The sequence below is a fragment of the Herbiconiux oxytropis genome (assembly GCF_024979315.1).
Taxonomy (GTDB): domain Bacteria; phylum Actinomycetota; class Actinomycetes; order Actinomycetales; family Microbacteriaceae; genus Herbiconiux; species Herbiconiux oxytropis.
In genome coordinates this window covers 577,307-594,983 of sequence record NZ_JANLCK010000002.1, presented here as the reverse complement: position 1 = coordinate 594,983, position 17,677 = coordinate 577,307, and the positions used below count along the sequence as shown (strand labels likewise).

Here is a 17,677-nt window from a genome sequence, read left to right as displayed (position 1 = left end):
CGGGCGGGCCGCGCTCACCGGCCGGACCGGACCCACCGGGGAGGGCGGCGCCCACCGGTCGGGCGGCGCCCGTCGGGCGGGCGGGATCCGCCCTCGGCGGCGCGCGCGGACCGGATCGGCCTGCAGGACTCCTAGGCGATCGCGAGGAGCAGCCCGGGCGCGCGGGGCTGGGGGCGGCCGGGTGCGTCGGGGCGGCGCTGGGTGATCGTGGCGGGAAGGTCGATGCGCTCGGCGGGCGGCCGGGGGACGGATGCGCCGAGCAGCGCCAGCAGCGCTGCCACGACGGCGCGCACCGTGTCGGACACCGCCACGAGGGCGGCCGAGGCGGCGAGCACCGTCAGCGCGACGCCGAACCCCACGCCCACGCCGAGGCCGACGCTCGCTCCGGATGCCGATGAGGCGCTGTCGGCCGTCACGAGCCAGACGAACCCCACGCCGAAGCCCATTCCGAGCAGGACCGCGGCGGTGCGGCCGGCACGCGCGGCCGAGGCCTGCACGCTGGTCCGCATCCGGATCCGCTTCGAGCTCATACCTAGGAGCCTACCCGGCGGTGTTGCGCTGACGCCGGGGGGGGGGGGGGGGACGCTCGGGCCTGTCGGGGCGAGGGTGTTCAGAACCGCAGTCGTCGCGGGGGCCGAAGCGCATGGGAGGCCGGATGCCGGGAGGATTGCGGTTCTGAACGGCGCGGAGCCGTAGCGGTGGGGTTGCTGGGCCGACGCGGTCGTGCGCAGCCTCAGGGGCGTGCCGCCGCCACCCGGGCCGCCTCGCGGGTGGCGTGGGGGTTGGCGACCCCGGCGCGGGAGCCGGCGAGCTTGGCGGCGATGTGGTCGCCGACGGTGACGGGTTCGGGGTAGCGGTCGGGGCGGGCATCCGAGATGCAGGAGGGGAGGGTGCTGATGAGGGCGTCGAAGTCGCCGTCATGGAAGTAGGCGGCCGAGCGGCGGCGCTCGATGGTGCCGTCGACGATGGGCGGTTTCACGCGGTGGAGGGTCGACATCCAGCGCTCGTTGGTCCAGCGGGCGGTGAGGTCGCCGAGGTTGATGAGCAGGGCGTCGTCGGCCGGGCTCACGTCGTTCCACGAGCCGTCGGCCGCGAGCACCTGGAGTCCGCGCACCTGATCGGCCCACAGCACGGTGACGATGCCGTAGTCGGTGTGCTCCCCCATGCCCGTGAGCTCTCCGTCGAGATCGACGGTGCCGGGCGGGAGGGCGTAGTTGTTCATGCGAAGCACGTCGAGCGAGTGCCCGGTGAAGGCGTCGAAGAAGCCCGCGGGGAGGTCGAGTGCGTCGGCGAAGATCTCGGTCATGGTGCGGGCGACCCGCCGGGCCTCTGCGAAGTAGGCCGAGACCCGCGGCTCGAATCCGGGGGCGTCGGCAGAGGGCCAGACGTTGGCCGCGTAGTGCACGGGGTCGAGCTCGACCGGCGAGTCGGGGTAGTCGGCCGCCGTGGCGCCGACGTTGAACGCCTCGAAGAAGTCGTTCATGCGGCTCGCCGACTCCACACCGAGGCTGAGGCTGAGCGACTCGGACTTCGGCGGCGCGTAGCCGCGGTTGATGCCGGGCGGGGTGCTGTAGGCCTTCTTGGCAGGCAGCGGCTGGGCGAAGAACTCGTCCATCGCGGCCGCGAGCCCCGCCTGCACCGACGCCGGGATGCCGTGGCCCGTGATCTGGATGAAGCCCACCGTGCGGCAGGCTTCGTCGATCGCACGAGCCACGGCGGCACGCTCGGCGGCGGTGCCTTCGCTTACGTACGGAGCGATGTCGACGGCGGGTACGTGGAACGTCATGGCGGGCCTCCCGAGCTCTTGCCCGAGACTAGCGCTGTGGTGTTACGGGGCTGTTAAGGCCCCGGGCGCGCAGTGCTCGGCGTTCCTGCGCTCCTGGTCAGTGCTCGTCGTACTTGCCCTCGACGAGGATCTCGGAGACCTCGGTGAAGCGGTACTGGGCCGTGGGCGGGCCCTCGACGGTCTCGCCCTCCGCGGCCGGCACCAGGTGGTACACGAGCTGGCCCTCGCTGTAAGGCAGCACGAGCTCCTCGGGCGCGCCGTCTTCGAGCGGGATGGTCTGGTCGTCGAGCGGGCCGCCGGACAGGTGCGCGAGAGCTGGTGTAGTCATGCTGCCAGGGTACTCGCCTCCACTGACAGCGGCTCGGGGTGGGGCGTAGGCCCTGCTCTGTCACCGACCCGGCTGCGTTGCGGCTCCTCCACGGGTCGGATTCAGGGCGCGCCTTGTCCACAGCTGTCGCCCGCCCGGAGTGCCGTCGCCGTCGATGCCGGATGATGGGGGCAGCCGGCAACCAAGGGCCGGGATTCCTCGGAAGGAGCAGAAGATGCCCGACGGTCACGACCTCGCCTCGTCCGCCCCGCGCGGCTCCTTCACGCTCGAGCCGAAGGGGCCGTTCTCGCTGGCCGCGAGCATCCGCTTCTTGGAGGGCTTCGAGCCAGCGGCGTTCGCGCCTGATGCGGGCACCGGGTCGGGGGCGCAGGCGGATGCGCCGGTGCGGCTCGACTGCGCGTTCCCGCTCGAGGGCTCGTGGCAGACCGTGGGTGTGAGTGTCGAGCAGGCCGGCGGGGTCGTGCACGGCCGGCTGTTCGCGGGGAGGCCGCTCCGGCGCGAGGAGCTCTCTGCGGCCAGACAGCAGGTGCAGCGCATCCTCTCGCTCGACGTCGACGGCAGCGGATACGCATCCGTCGGCGATCATGATCCGGTGATCGGCGGGTTTCAGCGGCGCTACCAGGGGATGCGGCCCGTCTGCTTCTGGTCGTGGTATGAGGCGGCCGCGTGGGCGATCATCGTGCAGCGGCAGCGCCTGTCGCAGGCCGCGACGGTGAAGCGGCGGATGGCGGAGGGGCTCGGTGAGAGCGTGGTGGTGAACGGGGTCGCTCAGCAGGCGTTCCCGCGGCCGGCGGTACTGGCGGGCCTGGAGTCGTTCCCGGGGCTGACGGGCGCCAAGGTGGAGCGGTTGCGGGCGCTCGCCGAGGTGGCGCGGCGAAACGCGATCGACAGTGCCGTGCTTCGGCGGCTTCCGATCGACGAGGCCCTGGCGACCCTGCTCGAGCTGCCGGGCATCGGACCGTTCTCGGCGGAGCTCGTGCTCGTGCGCGGGGCAGGGGCTCCGGATGTCGCGCCCACCGTCGAGAAGCGGCTCGCAGCCGCCGTGACGGCGGCCTATGGGCTGTCCCGCGAACCGACGGCCGACGAGGTCGTCGCCCTGGCGGAGGGGTGGGCGCCCTACCGCAGCTGGGTCACCGTGCTGTTGCGCACGGCCGCAGCGGAACAGGCACCGGCCCCCACGAGCTGACGGCAGCCGGTCACGGTGCCGGACGGCGGCGGGCGCGTCAGCGCTGCGCGACGAAGGCGAGGGCGCAGCCGGCGAAGGGCACCCATTCGGCGGAGGCGTCAAGGGGCAGGCTCACCCAGTCCTTGAAGGGCCGGCCGACCCCGCCCGGGTCGAACGGCTCGGCCCCGGGCACCGAGAGAGCACTTGCGTGCTCGGGCGTGCCGGCCCCGAGTTCCACACCGAGCGAGTCGCCGTTGAGGCATGGAGCGTCACGTGGAGGACCGGGCTCAGCCGGGAGACGCGGCGCCGAACGGCGACCCCCTTCAGGAGGCGTAGGTGGAGACGAGGCGCACCGCGCCGCCGTCGACGCCCTTCGCACCCTGCTCGAAGCCGTCGGCCGCGAGCGACGACGCCGAGCGCGGAGCCGTCGAGACCGTTCCGACCTGCCAGGTGCGGATGCCCTCGGCCGTGATCGCCGCCGTCACCCGCGCGGCCGCTCCCGCGTCGACCACGGCGAAGAACCCCACACCCAGGTTCCAGGTGCCCTCCGCAGACTCCAGGGTCGACCCCGCGAGCGACGACAGCACCCGGAACACCGGCGCCGGCGACCACGTCGACCGGTCGACCTCCACCCACGACCCGCGCGGCAGCACGCGCGCGAGATTCGCCGCGATGCCTCCGCCGGTCACGTGCGAGAGCGAGTGGATGGCGCCCGACAGCGCGGGCACACCGAGCACACGCACAAGCGGGCCCGTGTACAACCGGGTCGGCTCGAGCAGCGCCTCGCCCACGACGCCGCCGAGATCGGCCGATTCGTCGGCATAGCCGAGACCGGCATCCGCGAGGATCTTGCGCACGAGAGAGAAGCCGTTCGAGTGCAGTCCCGAGGATTCGAGAGCCAGCACCACGTCACCGTCACGGACGCGCTCGGCGCCGAGCACCGCATCCGCTTCGACCGCACCCACCGCGGCACCCGCCACGTCGTAGTCGTCGGGTGCCATGACTCCCGGGTGCTCGGCGGTCTCACCGCCCACGAGGGCGGTGCCCGTCTCGGAGCAGGCGCGCGCGATGCCCGCGACGATCGTGGCGATGCGCTCCGGCACCACGCGGCCGCACGCGATGTAGTCGGTCATGAAGAGGGGTTTCGCACCCACCACGACGATGTCGTCGACGACCATGCCCACGAGGTCCTGCCCGATGGTGTCGTGCTTGTCGAGAGCCTGGGCGATGGCGATCTTGGTGCCCACGCCGTCGGTCGAGGTGGCGAGCAGCGGATGCTTGTAGCCGGTGAGGGCAGACGCGTCGAAGAGCCCGGCGAAACCGCCCACCCCGCCCAGAACCTCGGGGCCGTGAGTGCGCTGCACCGCCGCCTTCATCAGTTCGACCGCGCGGTCGCCCGCCTCGGTGTCGACTCCGGCTGCGGCGTAGCTGTTGCTCATGCCCCTATTCTCGCGTACGCGGGCGCGGAGGGCGGACGGTGACTTGACAGAAGGTGCGTCTTTGAGCGCCGACTTGGCACATCTTGTGTCAAGTCGGTGGGGCGGCGGGCGGCGGGCGGCTACCAGGCGCAGGGGGTGAGGGAGGCCACTGCGGGGGTGAGCGACTTCGGACCGCCGAGGAGGACGACGCGGGAGGCGCCGAGGCGGGCGAGGTCGACGATCACGCCCTGAGGCACGCAGTCGCCGGGCACCACGTAGAGCGGCGCGTCGCTCGCGGCCGCCAGCACGCCGCCCGCGAGCGCATCCGGGAACGTGCGGCCCGTGGCCAGATAGACGGTGCCGGCCGACGCGAACGAGTCGCGGTTGAGGTTGATCGAAGCCTCGTAGCGGTTCGCACCGTCGATGCGGTCGACGGCGGCCGGGATGCCCGTGGCGAGCTGCGTCGCCACGCCCTCGCTCACCGAGTTCACACCGCCCACGAGGGTGAGCGAGGTCGTGCCGATCGCACGGAAGAGGTCCACGGTCGCGGCATCGACGGTTCCCGCCGGCGAGCCCGGCCCGTAGACGAGCACCACGGGCTCGCCGCGCGAACCGGCCGCGGCTCCGGCCGACAGGGCGTCGGGGAACGTGGTGCCCGTGGCGGCATAGGCGTGGGGCACCGTTCCCCCCGGGAACGCGGGGAACGCCGACGCGACCACGGCACGACTCGCCGCGTACCGGTCGGCACCCGCCAGTCGCTCCACGGTCGCCGTGGGCACGAGCTCCTCGAGGGCCCGGAACACCGGCGCTCCCACGGAGGCCTGCCCGCCCACGATGACGATGCGGCCGGGTTTGAGGCTCGTGATCTTCGCGGCCACGGCATCCGGGACCCTGTCGGGGAGCACCAGCAGGAGCGGGCCGCCCTGCGTGGCCGCTGCGGGCCCGGCGCTCAGCGCATCCGGATAGCTGGTGCCGGTGGCGACGTAGACGACCGGGGCTGTGGTCGATCCGGGGAAGGCCCTCTCGGCGACCGCCACGGAGACCTGGTAGCGGTCGGCGCCCTCGATGCGCGAGACGGCGGGCGCGACGAGTGTGAACGAACCCGAGACGGTGGCCGAGGATGCGCCCCCCGAACCGTAGACGGCGGCCGCCGTATAGGTGTGGGCGCCGGCCGGAACGCTCGAGAGGTCGACCGACCAGGTGCCGCCGGCACGCACCGTGGCGGTCAGGGTGCGGGAGCCGTCGACGGTGACGCGCACGGTGTGGCGCACCCCGCCCGCGGCGAGCGTGCCCGAGAGCGCGGAGCCGAGCGGGGCGCTCGCACCGCCGGCCGGGCTCGTCACGACGGGGGCGGCGACCTCGACCTGGAGCTCCCACGCGGGGTGCGAGCTCTGGACCGAGCCGTAGCCCGGCTGGGCGATCAAGGGGAAGGTGCCCGTGAAGCGATCCGCCTCGCCCGCACCCGGGGTCTCGGTGCAGGAGGACTTGAAGGAGCCGTTCGAGAGCACGCCCACGGCGTAGGGGCCCGACACCACGGCGCCACCGCTGTCGCCGCGGAGCGCGCACATGTCGGAGAGGTAGCTGTTGACCTCGACGTAGCCGCCCGCGCCGTCGGAGACCTTGACGAGGGCGTCTGTCTTCCAGACGGTGCCGCAGGTCCAGCCGGTCGTGCGACCGGACTTGCAGATCGGCTGGCCGACGATGGCTCGGGAGAGGTCGCGCACGGTCGACGGGGTGCCGGAGGTGACGGGGGCGGTGTTGCTGCCGTCGCCCCAGGTGCCGACCGCCGGGCGCGGAGTGCTGCCCGCGTCGAGGGCGATGAGGCCGGAGTCGAGCTCGCCGCCCATCGAGTAGGTGCTGCGGAGGGGGGTGCCGACGGCGGGGCCGGAGAGGTCGAGCACGTTCGGGGCGCTCTGCTGCATGCGGAACACCTGCGGGTTCGGGGTGGTCGCCGTGGCGGTGGGCTTGCAGTGGCCCGCCGTGAGGGTCTGGGGCCGGCCGGTGCCGCGGTCGCGGCCGTTGAAGGCCGTGGAGCAGAGGTTGACCCCCGAGCCCTGCAGCCAGTAGTAGCCCTGGCCGCCGACGAGGGTGCCGGGGGCCGGGTCGGCCAGGAACTCCGAAGGCCCGAAGCCCTGGTCGCGCGGGGCGGCGGTGCCGAAGTCGACGACGGCGCCGGTCTGCTCGACGGCCTCGACGGGGTCGAGGGGGTCGAGGGCGGGGGCAGCCGTGGGCGTGCCGGCCGTCGTGGGGGCCGCCTCGGGCGGGAGGGTGACGACGAGGGTGGTGCCGTCGAGGCGGGAGGCCTCGATCGGGATGCCGCGGGCTTCGAGGTCGTCGAGCACGGCGGAGGCGTTCGCGGCGGCGTCGGCGCGGGCGAGGTAGTCGGCGGGGGTGGTGCCGAGATCGGCGGAGAGGGCGGCGGCGAGCTCGGCGGGGAGCGCTGCGGCCTCGGCGGCGTAGTCGTCGGCCGAGTAGGCCCGCATCGTGGGAACGGGAGTGGGCGCCGGGAGACCGGACGCCGCGGTGGGGGTGTCGACAGGACTCTCCCCCTGCGACGCGGGCGGCACCTCGGAGCCGGCCGCACTCGCCGACGCAGACGCGCCTGTGACGGAGGCGCCGAGCACCAGCGCGAGGATCGTCGCCCCCACGAGGGCGCTGCGACCCGCGACCGCTCGACCTCGGGCGTGCAGCGGGCGGCGGTGATGCGACACGGGCTTCTCCTCGGACCGACCGGACGACGCGTCGCGCCGACGGATCATCGCGGCTCGGTCCGGATCATCCTAACCAGCGGTCGGGCGCCGGGCCTCGGCCCGTCAGCGCCATGGCCGGGTGGTCGACGCGACGGCCCCGCGCACCACCCGCCGCTCACTCCGCCGCGAGGAGCGCCACCGCGTCTTCGACCTGGCCGAAGAACGTCGCCATGTCGGCGAGCTCGGTGGGGGTATCGGTCTCGCCCTGGATGGAGATGACGAAGGCCTTGCCGTCCGAGGCGCGCTCGAGGTACCAGGAGCCCGCGAGCACCCCGATCGAGCTGCCGCCCTTGAAGGCCACGGTCGACCACTCCTCGCCGATGGTGCCGAGACCCGGGTTCGCCGAGAGGATCTCGCCGAGCGGCGCACCCGCATCCGTCGTGGCCCGCTGCTGCAGGGCCACGTGGGCGGCCACGAGGTCATCGGCGGAGGTGAACCAGTCGAGGCCGCGCTGCCAGACCGAGTCGGTGAGGTCGGCGGGGTCGACGGTCACGATGCCGCCGGGCAGGGAGTCGAGCATCGCGCGACGCTCCGTCTCGTCGGCGGCGCTCCACCGGTCGCGGGTGCCGGCTCGGGACTCCGCCGGGCCCCAGCCGAGCTGGAAGAGCGCCCGCGTGGTGGGCATCGGCGTGTTGAGCGACGGGTCGTGGTGGCCCATGTCGGCGAGGGCCGCCTCGACGGCCTCGGGGCCGACGGTCGCGATGAGCAGGTCGGTGGCCGTGTTGTCGCTGATGGCGATCATCTTCTCCGCGGCCTCGCGCACGGTGACGGTGGTGCCGGCGGGCTCGTTCTGGAGCTCGCCGGAGGGGAGGCTCTTGATGTCGTCGGTGATGGTCAGCGCGGTGTCCCAGGTGAGGCTGCCGGCCTCGACGGCGTCGGCGACGGCACCGAGCACGTAGAGCTTGAAGATCGAGCCGGAGGGGTGCGGGGCGGCCGGGTCGCCGGTCTCGAGCAGGCGGTCGGCGGCGAGCTCCGCCCCCGGGGTTCCGGATGCGCCGGCGCCCGCCTTGGCATCCGGATCGACGGCGGCCGCGTCGACCTCGGTCACGACCATCGTGGTGTCGGCGGCGAAGGACTCCACCACGTCCTCGAGCTCCGCCCACGACGTGGAGGGCGTGCGGTCGGCCGCGGAGGGCGCGAAGAAGAGGCCGGCCACGAGATCCTCGCCGTCGACCGCGATCTGCATGTCGAGCGCATCGCCCTCGGCGGGGCGGATGGTGATCACCGCCTGCGTGCCCGCATCCGGTGCCACGTCGACCGCGTCGATGCGCCACGGGCCCTGCAGCTGCAGCTGCTCGATCACCTGGCGGAGCTCGGCCACGCTCAGCTGCTCGAGCATGGCGGCGTCGAAGCGCTCGGCGATCCCGGCGTCGATGTCGATGGGCTCGAGGTCGCCGTTCATCGCCTCGAGGATCCACGCGGCGTGCTCGCCGAGCACGGTGTCGGGCAGGGTGGCCGCCTCCGCGGCCGGCGCTGCTGTGCTGCTCGCGGCGGGCCCGGGGGCGGGAGTGGTGCAGCCGCTGATCGCCGCGCCCGTGAGCGTGAGGGCCGCCACGAGGGCGGTGGTCGAGAGCGTGAAGGAGGCGCGGCGGTTCGTGTGCATGCCTCCACTCTTCCGGGGCGAGCGGCGCCCGGCATCCCACCACCGGCTGAACCCGCTCCCCCGCGCGGTGGAGATGCTGCAGAGATGACGCGGCACCACCCACCCGTGCGCACCCGGCGACAGGATGCACCCGCGAAGGCCGTAGAATCGTTGCAATGTGCGGCATCGTGGGCATCGTTTCGTCTGAGCCCGTCAACCAACTCGTCTACGACTCCCTTCTGCTGCTGCAGCACCGGGGGCAGGACTCGACCGGCATCGCGACCGCCGAGGGCAGCGTCTTCCACATCGTGAAGGCCAAGGGGCAGGTGCGCGAGGCGTTCCGCACCCGCGACATGCGGTCGCTGCTCGGCACCATGGGCCTCGGGCACGTGCGCTACGCCACCCAGGGCAACGCCTCGCAGGAGCAGGAGGCGCAGCCCTTCTACGTGAACGCGCCCTACGGCATCATCCTCGTGCACAACGGCAACCTCACGAACACGCGAGAGCTCACCGGCGAGCTCTACAACATCGACCGCCGGCACCTCAACACCAACTCCGACACCGAGGTGCTGCTCAACGTCTTCGCCAACGAGCTGCAGTCGCAGATCACGGGCCTCTCGCTCGATCCGGAGCAGATCTTCACGGCCGTCTCGCGCGTGCACGAGCGCGTCGAGGGCTCCTACGCCACGATCGCCATGATCGCCGGGCACGGGCTGCTCGCCTTCCGCGACCCCTACGGCATCCGCCCGCTCACCATCGGCGGCCGCCTGCTCGAGAGCGGGCAGATGGAGTACGTGGTGGCCTCCGAGTCGCTCGTCATGGAGAGCCTCGGCTACGACGTGGTGCGGGACGTCGCGCCCGGCGAGGCCGTCTTCATCACCCTCGACGGCGAGCTCATCGCCAAGCAGTGCGCGCCGAACGCGCGGCTCATCCCGTGCTCGTTCGAGTACGTCTACCTCGCCCGCCCCGACTCGGTGCTCTCGGGCATCTCGGTCTACGAAGCGCGCCTCCGGCTCGGCAACTACCTCGCCGACACCGTCGCCCGCTACACGCCGATGGGCGACATCGACGTGGTCATGCCGATCCCGGATTCGTCGCGACCGGCGGCCATGCAGGTGGCCCAGAAGCTCGGCGTCGAGTACCGCGAGGGGTTCTACAAGAACCGCTACGTGGGGCGCACGTTCATCATGCCCGGACAGGCTGCGCGCAAGAAGTCGGTGCGGCAGAAGCTCAACGCGATGTCGTCGGAGTTCAAGGGCAAGAACATCCTCATCGTCGACGACTCGATCGTGCGCGGCACGACCTCGAAGGAGATCGTCGACATGGCTCGGCAGGCCGGTGCCCACAAAGTGACCTTCGCGTCGGCGGCGCCGCCCGTGCGCTACCCGCACGTCTACGGCATCAACATGCCCTCACGGCACGAGCTCGTGGCGCACGACCGCAAGATCCCCGAGATCGCGGCCGCCATCGGCGCCGACCACCTCATCTACCAGGAGGTGGAGGACATGCGCGCCGCCATCACGCTCGGCTCGCCCGACGTGCACGACCTCGAGATGAGCTGCTTCACGGGCGACTACGTCACCGGATCGGTCACCCCCGAGTACCTCGACTGGGTGGAGAAGAACCAGCTGAGCTAGGCCCCGGTACCATCTCCTCATGGCGACTCCCGACTTCATTCTGGATCTGCGTGAGAAGATCGGCCACGCGTCGCTCTGGCTGAGCGGGATCACCGCCGTGGTCACGCGCGAGAACGGCGACGTGCTGCTGGTGCGCCGCTCCGACAACGGGGCCTGGACCCCGGTGACGGGCATCATCGATCCCGGCGAGGAGCCCGCCGTGGCCGCCGCGCGCGAGGTGCTCGAGGAGGCCGCGATCGTGGCGGTGCCCGAGCACCTTGCCTGGGTGCACACGATCCCCGAGATCGTCTACCCCAACGGCGACCGCTCGCAGTACATCGACATCACCTTCCGCTTCCGCTACGTCTCGGGCGAGCCGTTCCCGGCCGACGGGGAGAACACCGAGGTGGCGTGGTTCGCGCTCGACGCCCTGCCGCCGATGTCGGACGAGATGCTCGCGCGCATCCGCCACGCCCTCGACGGAGTGGTCGAGGCGCGGTTCGCGTTCTAGCAGAAGGGGCTATCCGCGGCGCTCGATGACGCCGCGCACGAAGGATGCCTGGCCGGCGTGCTGCAGGTCGTCGGAGATCACGCTGACCAGGCGCACCGCGAGGGTGACCGGCGGATCCCACGACTCGTCCACCACGCGCGACAGCTCGTCGTCGGGGAGCGAGCGGAGGTACGCCGAGGTCGCCGCGTAGACGGCCTCGTGGTAGTCGACGAGCGATTCCGAGGTCACGCCCGGCCCGGCCACCTGCGCCACCTCGGCCGGCGAATGTCCGTAGCCCGTGGCATCCGTCTCGAAGGGCAGGCCGAAGCGCTCGGACCAGCCGCCGCTCGTCCAGACCTGCTCGGTTCCGGCCACCTCGGCGATGTGGTCGTCCTGCACACGGATGAGGTGCCAGACCAGCCAGGCGATCGTGTTGGCCTCCGGATCGATGCGCGCCGTCAGCTGCTCGGGCGTGAGGCCGCCCGTCGCTCGGCGCACCGTTTCGCGGATGCGGGTGAAGGCGTCGTCCAGGAGCTCGGTGCTGTCGATCATCTCCTCACCCTAGGCACGGCGGCGCTCTATCAGCATCCTGCGAGCCAGGGCCCGTACCCTGGCGGATATGCCCGAAAGACCTCACCGCCTCGTCTCCGCCTTCCAGCGGGTCGTCGACGGCACCAAGCGCCCCGTCGGCATGATCGCGGTCCTCAGCCTCGCCTCCGCCCTGCTCGTCACGATCATGGCCGTGCCCGCCATGGCCGTCACCGGGGTCTACGCCTCGCGCACGGTCGACGTGCTCGACACGCTGCCGGACTACATCCGCCCGACGACGCTCGCCCAGGCCTCCGAGATCTACGCCACCAACAGCGACGGCTCGCCCGTGCTTCTCGCCACGGTGTTCGATCAGAACCGGCAGGAGGTCGGCTGGGACGGGGTGTCGCAGTTCGTGAAGGACGCCGTGGTCTCCACCGAGGATCCGCGCTTCTACGAGCACGCGGGCGTCGACGTGGCGTCGACCCTCCGCGCGGCCCTCGGCAACGTGGCATCCGGCGGCGTCGAGAGCGGCGCATCGACCATCACCATGCAGTACGTGCGCAACATCCTGGTGCAGCAGGCCGAGTCGCTCGACACCGCCGCCGAGCGCGAGGCCGCCTACGATGCCGCCACCACCGAGTCGGTCGACCGCAAGATCACCGAGATGCGGCTCGCGATCGCGCTCGAGAAGCAGTACTCGAAAGACGAGATCCTGCTCGGCTACCTCAACATCGCCAACTTCGGCGGCTCGGTCTACGGCATCGAGGCAGCTGCGCAGTACTACTACGGCGTGAGCGCCGCGAACCTCTCGATCGCCCAGGCGGCCAGCCTCGCCGCCACCGTCAACGAGCCCAACGGGCTGCGGATCGACGAGGAGGAGAACATCGCCGACAACCAGGCGCGTCGAGACAAGGACGTGCTGGCGTCGATGCTGCGGGAGAAGACCATCACGCAGCAGCAGTTCGATGAGGCCGTCGCCACGCCCGTGACCCCCGTCATCACCCCGCGCACCACCGGCTGCCAGGCGGCCGTGGCGGGGGCCGCGTACTTCTGCGACTACGTCACCTGGATCGTGAAGAACGACTCGACCTTCGGCGACGACTCCGAGACGCGGTGGTCGAACTTCAAGCAGGGCGGCTACCAGATCTACACGACGCTCAACATGGATCTGCAGTCCAACGCCGACGAGACCATGCGCGAGTACATCCCGGCCACGATGGAGGACATCGAGATCGGGTCGACCATCGTGACCGTCGAGCCCGGCTCCGGCCGCATCCTCGCGATGGCGCAGAACACGACCTTCGACGACGACCCCGACACCGCCGTGCCGGGCGCCACCGCCGTCAACTACAACACCGACATCGACTACGGCGGATCCTCCGGCTTCCAGGTCGGGTCGACCTACAAGGTGTTCGCACTGGCGGAGTGGCTGAAGCAGGGCCACACCCTGGCCGACCGGGTGAGCGGCAACGAGACCACCTGGGACCTCGCCGAGTTCACGAACTCGTGCACCTCCATGGGCGGTGAGTGGGAGCCGGCGAACGACGGCAGCTCGCGGCCCGGCACGATGTCGGTGCAGTCCTCGCTCACGAACTCGGTCAACAACTCCTTCATCGCCATGGCGAAGGAGCTCGACCAGTGCGCCATCAAGGCCACCGCCGAGTCGCTCGGCGTGCACCGGGCCGACGGCAACCCGCTCAACACGGAGCCCTCGGCCGTGCTCGGCACCAACGAGATCGCGCCGCTGACCATGGCGGCCGCCTACGCCGCGATCGCCGCCTCGGGCGTGTACTGCGCACCGATCGCGATCGACCGGATCCTCGACCCGACCGGCGCCGAGATCGCGCCGCCCGCGGCGAACTGCACGCAGGCGCTCGACCCCGGAGTGGCCAACACCGTCGCCTACGCCATGCTCGGCCCGATCGAGAGCGGCACCGCGACCGCGTCGGATCCGGATGACGGCATCACGCACATCGGCAAGACCGGCACCACCGACAACGAGAAGGACACCTGGATGGCGGGGGCCTCGACGGCCGCTGCGACCGTGGTGTGGGTGGGGAACGCCACCGGCAACGTGTCGATGACGGATGTCTACCCGAACGACTGGACGGGAAGCTCGGTGCGGCACCGCATGTGGCGCGCGGTCATGACCGCGAACGACGAGGTGCTGGGCGGAGGCGAGTTCGCCGAGCCGAACGAGGACCTCGTCGACGGTTCGTCGACCCGCTTCGGTTCCGGATCGGGTTCCGGATCGGGCTCGGGTTCGGGCTCGGGCGACTTCGAGAACACCCCGCCCACGGTCCCGGCGCCTGCGCCGGACCCGGCCCCCGCACCCGAGCCCGCTCCGGAGCCCACCGTCCCGGCGCCGGCGCCCGAACCCACCGCCGACCCGGTGCCCGCCCCCACAGCCACCCCGGGGGCGCGCCCCGCCGGCTGACTCTGCCCGCCCCGCCCGGCCGACGGGGGGTGGCGAAGTCCGCGCTTCAGCGGTTCGAAAACGCACCCGTGGCGGCATCCGCCGGCCACAGCGGCTCGGTGCGCGCGACGGGTGCGCGTTCGAACCAGCCGGGCGCGGCGGGGCGAGCGGGGCGCTCGGGCCTACGACTCCGAGGAGGGACGCGCGCCGGCCGCCGGACAGCCGAGCACGTGGTCGTCGACGACGCCCACCGCCTCGAGGTAGGCGTACACGATGGTCGAGCCCACGAAGGTGAAGCCCCTCTTCTTGAGGTCTTTGCTCAACCGGTCCGACAGCTCGGTCGTGGCCACCAGATCGCCCGTGGTGCGCGGCCCGTTGACGATCGGCTCGCCGCCCACCCACCCCCACAGGTAGTCGGCGAAGCTGCCGAACTCCTCCTGCACGCGCTGGAACGCCAGCGCGTTCTTTCTGGCCCCGAAGATCTTGAGCCGGTTGCGGATGATGCCCGGCTCGTCCATGAGGGCCGTGAGCTCCTCATCCGTCATCGTCGCGACATCCGGAACCGAGAAGCCCTTGAAGGCGGCCCGGTACCCGGAGCGCCGCCCGAGGATCGTCGACCACGACAGCCCCGCCTGCGCCCCCTCGAGGATGAGCATCTCGAACAGGTAGGGGTCGTCGCGCCGCGGCACTCCCCATTCCTCGTCGTGGTAGGTGCGCATCTCCGTGGTGCCCGTTGCCCAGCTGCAGGTTCCGTCGTCGGTCATGCACCGAGTGTGGCATCCACCACCGACGCGACGACGGCGGGATCGGAAAGCTGTGCAGAACTCCTGAGCGTGCACAGACTGGTGGGCATGAGAGTCACCGACACGAGCGACCTGTGGTGGAAGACCGCGGTGGTCTACTGCCTCGACGTGGAGACCTTCCTCGATTGGAACGGCGACGGGGTGGGCGACTTCGCGGGCCTCGCGCACCGCCTGGACTACCTCGAGGAGCTCGGCGTCACCTGCCTCTGGCTCATGCCCTTCTACCCGACCCCGGATCGCGACGACGGCTACGACATCATGGACTTCTACGGTGTCGACGAACGGCTCGGTCACCTGGGCGACCTCGTCGAGGTCATCCGGATCGCGAAGGACCGCGGCATGCGCGTGATCGCCGACCTCGTGATCAACCACACGAGCGACCGGCATCCGTGGTTCAAGGAGGCGCGGAAGAGCCGCGACAACCCCTACCGCGACTACTACGTGTGGCGCGACGAGCCCGTCGAGGGTGAGGGCGAGCCGGTCTTCCCCGACCAGGAGACGAGCAACTGGGAGCTCGACGAGAAGACGGGGCAGTACTACCAGCACGTCTTCTACAAGCACCAGCCCGACCTCAACATCACGAACCCCGTGGTGCGCGACGAGATAGCGAAGATCATGGGCTTCTGGCTGCAGCTCGGCCTCTCGGGCTTCCGGGTCGACGCGGTGCCGTTCCTGCTCGACGGCAGCGGCGTGGTCGACGGCGCGAAGCTGCTGCCCGACCCGCACGGCTACCTGCGCTCGCTCCGCAGCTTCGTCGGCCGCCGGAGCGGCGACGGCGTGCTGCTCGGCGAGGTCAACCTGCCACGCGAGGAGCAGGAGCTCTACTTTGGCGGCGAGGAGGGCGACGAGCTCACGATGCAGTTCGACTTCATCGCCATGCAGAACCTCTACCTCTCGCTCGCCCGGCACGACGCCCGGCCGCTCGTGGAGGCGCTGCTCTCGAGACCGCAGGGCTCGCCCGACTCGCAGTGGGCCAACTTCGTGCGCAACCACGACGAGCTCACCCTCGACAAGCTCAGCGACTCCGAGCGCGAGGAGGTCTTCGCCGCCTTCGGCCCCGAGGAGCGCATGCAGGTCTACGGCCGCGGCCTCGTGCGGCGGCTGCCCCCGATGCTCGAGGGCGACCCGCGCCGCATCCGCATGGTCTACAGCCTGCTCTTCTCGCTGCCGGGCACCCCCGTGCTCTTCTACGGCGAGGAGATCGGCATGGGCGAGAACCTCGAGGCCGAGGGGCGGCTCGCCGTGCGCACGCCCATGCAGTGGACCTCGGGGCCGACCGGCGGCTTCTCCACAGCCCGCCCCTCGAAGCTCCGCAACGCCGTCGTGCCCGGCGGCTACGCGCCCGCCCACATCAACGTGCAGAGCCAGCGCCGCGACCCCGACTCGCTCTACTCCTTCGTGCGCGGGCTCGTGCAGCACTACCGCGCCTCGCCCGAGTTCGGCTGGGGCGCGTTCGAGGTGCTGCCCCAGCCCGATCCGGCGGTCTTCGCCCACAGCCTCCGCTGGGACGGCCGCACGGTCGTGGCGCTGCACAACTTCGCCCCGCACCCGCTCGAGGCCCCGCTCTCGCTCGGCGAGGCGGCGGGCGGATGGCGGCTCGAGCGCATGCTCGGTGGCGAGAGCCTGCAGCTCGACGACGCGGGCACGGCGGCCGTCTCGCTCGACGGCTACGGCTTCGAGTGGCTCCGCCTCGTCTCGCCGGAGGATCCGCTGCAGTACTGACGGACTGTGGCGCGACGAACCGGCCGACCTGGCGACCCCCGCCTTGCCCTCCGCGAAAGAACCGCTGTTCTTCTCGCCCGACGACGCCCGCCACCCGCCCACCCACCTGCCAGACTCGATCCGTGCCCGCCCACGACCGCATCACCCTCCGCTTCCTCGCCTCCCCCCAGGACACGGCAGCAGGTGGCCGGACCGTCGCCGCCGGCCGGGTGCTCGAGTGGATCGACAAGGCCGGCTACGCCTGCGCGGTCGGCTGGAGCGCGAGCTACTGCGTCACCGCCTACGTGGGCAACGTGCACTTCACCCGGCCCATCGCATCCGGCGACATGATCGAGGCCCACGCGCGCATCATCCAGACCGGCCGCACGAGCATGCAGGTGCTCGTCACGGTGCAGGCGGCGGATGTGCGCAGCCGCGAGTTCACCCCCGCCACGCACTGCATCCTCGTGTTCGTGGCGGTCGACGCCGAGGGCTCACCGCACGCGGTGGAGCAATGGCGACCCGAGACCCCTGGCGACCGGATGCTGAACGAACGCGCCGAGGAGCGCCTGGCCCCGCGCCGCGCCATCCGCGACGCCATGCAGGCCCAGGTCTACTCCACCGAGGGCAGCACGCCGCGCACGGTCTTCCGCTTCCTCGCGGCACCGGCCGACGCCAACTACGGCGGCAACGCGCACGGCGGCACGGTGCTGAGCTGGATCGACGAGACCGCCTTCGCGTGCGCCGCCGGCCACAGCTCGGAGAACGCGATCGCGGTCTACTCGGGCGGCATCCACTTCTACCGGCCCATCCGGATCGGCCACATCGTGGAGGTCGAGGCTCGCCTCATCCACACCGGCGAGCGCAGCATGCACATCGCGATCCACGTGCGCTCGGGCTCGCCGCGCACACCGGGGGCACTCGAGCTCACGACCCAGTGCATGAGCATCTTCGTCGACCCGGAGGAGGGCCGGGCGAGGCGCGTGCCGCCGCTCGCGCTCGTCACCTCGGAGGACCGCCGGCTCGACGCCCACGCCGAGGAGCTCATCCGGATGCGCGCCGAGCTCGAGGCCATCCCGCTGGGCTGATCG

Annotated in this window: 15 protein-coding genes; 6 read left to right on the top strand and 9 right to left on the bottom strand. The window is 71.7% G+C overall.

The window, feature by feature from the left end:
• Positions 1-131 precede the first annotated feature (131 nt).
• From N1028_RS05830 to N1028_RS05820, 3 genes are all read right to left on the bottom strand, one after another.
• Positions 132-530, bottom strand: a complete 399-nt coding sequence (locus tag N1028_RS05830; RefSeq protein ID WP_259525882.1) for a DUF6412 domain-containing protein — start codon at positions 528-530, stop codon at positions 132-134.
• A gap of 203 nt (positions 531-733) precedes the next feature.
• Positions 734-1,786 carry an isopenicillin N synthase family dioxygenase gene (locus N1028_RS05825; protein ID WP_259525881.1) on the bottom strand — a complete coding sequence of 351 codons (1,053 nt, stop codon included), beginning with the start codon at positions 1,784-1,786 and terminating at the stop codon, positions 734-736.
• A gap of 97 nt (positions 1,787-1,883) precedes the next feature.
• Positions 1,884-2,114: a response regulator gene (locus N1028_RS05820; protein WP_259525880.1), complete on the bottom strand. Its 231-nt coding sequence runs from the start codon at positions 2,112-2,114 to the stop codon at positions 1,884-1,886.
• Positions 2,115-2,328: 214 nt separating this feature from the next.
• On the opposite strand from N1028_RS05820, the gene N1028_RS05815 reads away from it, so the two are divergent.
• Positions 2,329-3,300 carry a DNA-3-methyladenine glycosylase family protein gene (locus N1028_RS05815; RefSeq protein WP_259525879.1) on the top strand — a complete coding sequence of 324 codons (972 nt, stop codon included), beginning with the start codon at positions 2,329-2,331 and terminating at the stop codon, positions 3,298-3,300.
• Between the two features lie 37 nt (positions 3,301-3,337).
• Here the strand turns inward: N1028_RS05815 and N1028_RS05810 are convergent, their stop codons facing one another.
• The 4 genes from N1028_RS05810 to N1028_RS05795 all read right to left on the bottom strand — a co-directional run bounded on the left by N1028_RS05810 (position 3,338) and on the right by N1028_RS05795 (position 9,050).
• Positions 3,338-3,517: a hypothetical protein gene (locus N1028_RS05810; protein ID WP_259525878.1), complete on the bottom strand. Its 180-nt coding sequence runs from the start codon at positions 3,515-3,517 to the stop codon at positions 3,338-3,340.
• A gap of 85 nt (positions 3,518-3,602) precedes the next feature.
• The gene (purM, locus tag N1028_RS05805; protein WP_259525877.1) at positions 3,603-4,718 is read right to left on the bottom strand and encodes a phosphoribosylformylglycinamidine cyclo-ligase; all 1,116 of its coding nucleotides are present in this window, start codon (positions 4,716-4,718) and stop codon (positions 3,603-3,605) included.
• A gap of 119 nt (positions 4,719-4,837) precedes the next feature.
• Positions 4,838-7,408: a cell wall-binding repeat-containing protein gene (locus N1028_RS05800; RefSeq protein WP_259525876.1), complete on the bottom strand. Its 2,571-nt coding sequence runs from the start codon at positions 7,406-7,408 to the stop codon at positions 4,838-4,840.
• A gap of 154 nt (positions 7,409-7,562) precedes the next feature.
• Positions 7,563-9,050: a serine hydrolase gene (locus N1028_RS05795; RefSeq protein WP_259525875.1), complete on the bottom strand. Its 1,488-nt coding sequence runs from the start codon at positions 9,048-9,050 to the stop codon at positions 7,563-7,565.
• 155 nt (positions 9,051-9,205) lie between these two features.
• Between N1028_RS05795 and purF the strand changes: the two genes are divergently transcribed.
• On the top strand, positions 9,206-10,666 hold the full coding sequence (gene purF / locus N1028_RS05790) for an amidophosphoribosyltransferase (protein ID WP_259525874.1): 1,461 nt from the start codon (positions 9,206-9,208) through the stop codon (positions 10,664-10,666).
• 19 nt (positions 10,667-10,685) lie between these two features.
• Positions 10,686-11,156, top strand: coding sequence for an NUDIX hydrolase (locus tag N1028_RS05785; RefSeq protein WP_259525873.1), 471 nt, complete (start codon positions 10,686-10,688; stop codon positions 11,154-11,156).
• A 9-nt stretch (positions 11,157-11,165) separates the two neighbouring features.
• Here N1028_RS05785 and N1028_RS05780 read toward each other — a convergent pair whose 3' ends face one another.
• Positions 11,166-11,687 carry a mycothiol transferase gene (locus N1028_RS05780; protein WP_259525872.1) on the bottom strand — a complete coding sequence of 174 codons (522 nt, stop codon included), beginning with the start codon at positions 11,685-11,687 and terminating at the stop codon, positions 11,166-11,168.
• Between the two features lie 67 nt (positions 11,688-11,754).
• On the opposite strand from N1028_RS05780, the gene N1028_RS05775 reads away from it, so the two are divergent.
• Positions 11,755-14,103 carry a transglycosylase domain-containing protein gene (locus N1028_RS05775; protein ID WP_259525871.1) on the top strand — a complete coding sequence of 783 codons (2,349 nt, stop codon included), beginning with the start codon at positions 11,755-11,757 and terminating at the stop codon, positions 14,101-14,103.
• 161 nt (positions 14,104-14,264) lie between these two features.
• Here N1028_RS05775 and N1028_RS05770 read toward each other — a convergent pair whose 3' ends face one another.
• Positions 14,265-14,846, bottom strand: coding sequence for a DNA-3-methyladenine glycosylase I (locus N1028_RS05770; protein ID WP_259525870.1), 582 nt, complete (start codon positions 14,844-14,846; stop codon positions 14,265-14,267).
• An 87-nt stretch (positions 14,847-14,933) separates the two neighbouring features.
• Here N1028_RS05770 and N1028_RS05765 point away from each other — a divergent pair, with 87 nt between their 5' ends.
• The gene (locus tag N1028_RS05765; protein WP_259525869.1) at positions 14,934-16,607 is read left to right on the top strand and encodes an alpha-amylase family protein; all 1,674 of its coding nucleotides are present in this window, start codon (positions 14,934-14,936) and stop codon (positions 16,605-16,607) included.
• 122 nt (positions 16,608-16,729) lie between these two features.
• Positions 16,730-17,674 (top strand): acyl-CoA thioesterase, encoded by a 945-nt coding sequence (locus N1028_RS05760; RefSeq protein WP_259525868.1) that lies wholly within the window; start codon positions 16,730-16,732, stop codon positions 17,672-17,674.
• The last annotated feature ends 3 nt before the right edge of the window (positions 17,675-17,677 follow it).

Coding starts and splice junctions, on each gene's coding strand:
- N1028_RS05815 (WP_259525879.1), top strand. CDS start 2,329: ATGCCCGACGGTCACGACCTCGCCTCGTCCGCCCCGCGCGGCTCCTTC.
- N1028_RS05825 (WP_259525881.1), bottom strand. CDS start 1,786: ATGACGTTCCACGTACCCGCCGTCGACATCGCTCCGTACGTAAGCGAA.
- purM (WP_259525877.1), bottom strand. CDS start 4,718: ATGAGCAACAGCTACGCCGCAGCCGGAGTCGACACCGAGGCGGGCGAC.
- N1028_RS05765 (WP_259525869.1), top strand. CDS start 14,934: ATGAGAGTCACCGACACGAGCGACCTGTGGTGGAAGACCGCGGTGGTC.
- N1028_RS05780 (WP_259525872.1), bottom strand. CDS start 11,687: ATGATCGACAGCACCGAGCTCCTGGACGACGCCTTCACCCGCATCCGC.
- N1028_RS05785 (WP_259525873.1), top strand. CDS start 10,686: ATGGCGACTCCCGACTTCATTCTGGATCTGCGTGAGAAGATCGGCCAC.
- N1028_RS05820 (WP_259525880.1), bottom strand. CDS start 2,114: ATGACTACACCAGCTCTCGCGCACCTGTCCGGCGGCCCGCTCGACGAC.
- purF (WP_259525874.1), top strand. CDS start 9,206: ATGTGCGGCATCGTGGGCATCGTTTCGTCTGAGCCCGTCAACCAACTC.
- N1028_RS05795 (WP_259525875.1), bottom strand. CDS start 9,050: ATGCACACGAACCGCCGCGCCTCCTTCACGCTCTCGACCACCGCCCTC.
- N1028_RS05830 (WP_259525882.1), bottom strand. CDS start 530: ATGAGCTCGAAGCGGATCCGGATGCGGACCAGCGTGCAGGCCTCGGCC.
- N1028_RS05775 (WP_259525871.1), top strand. CDS start 11,755: ATGCCCGAAAGACCTCACCGCCTCGTCTCCGCCTTCCAGCGGGTCGTC.
- N1028_RS05770 (WP_259525870.1), bottom strand. CDS start 14,846: ATGACCGACGACGGAACCTGCAGCTGGGCAACGGGCACCACGGAGATG.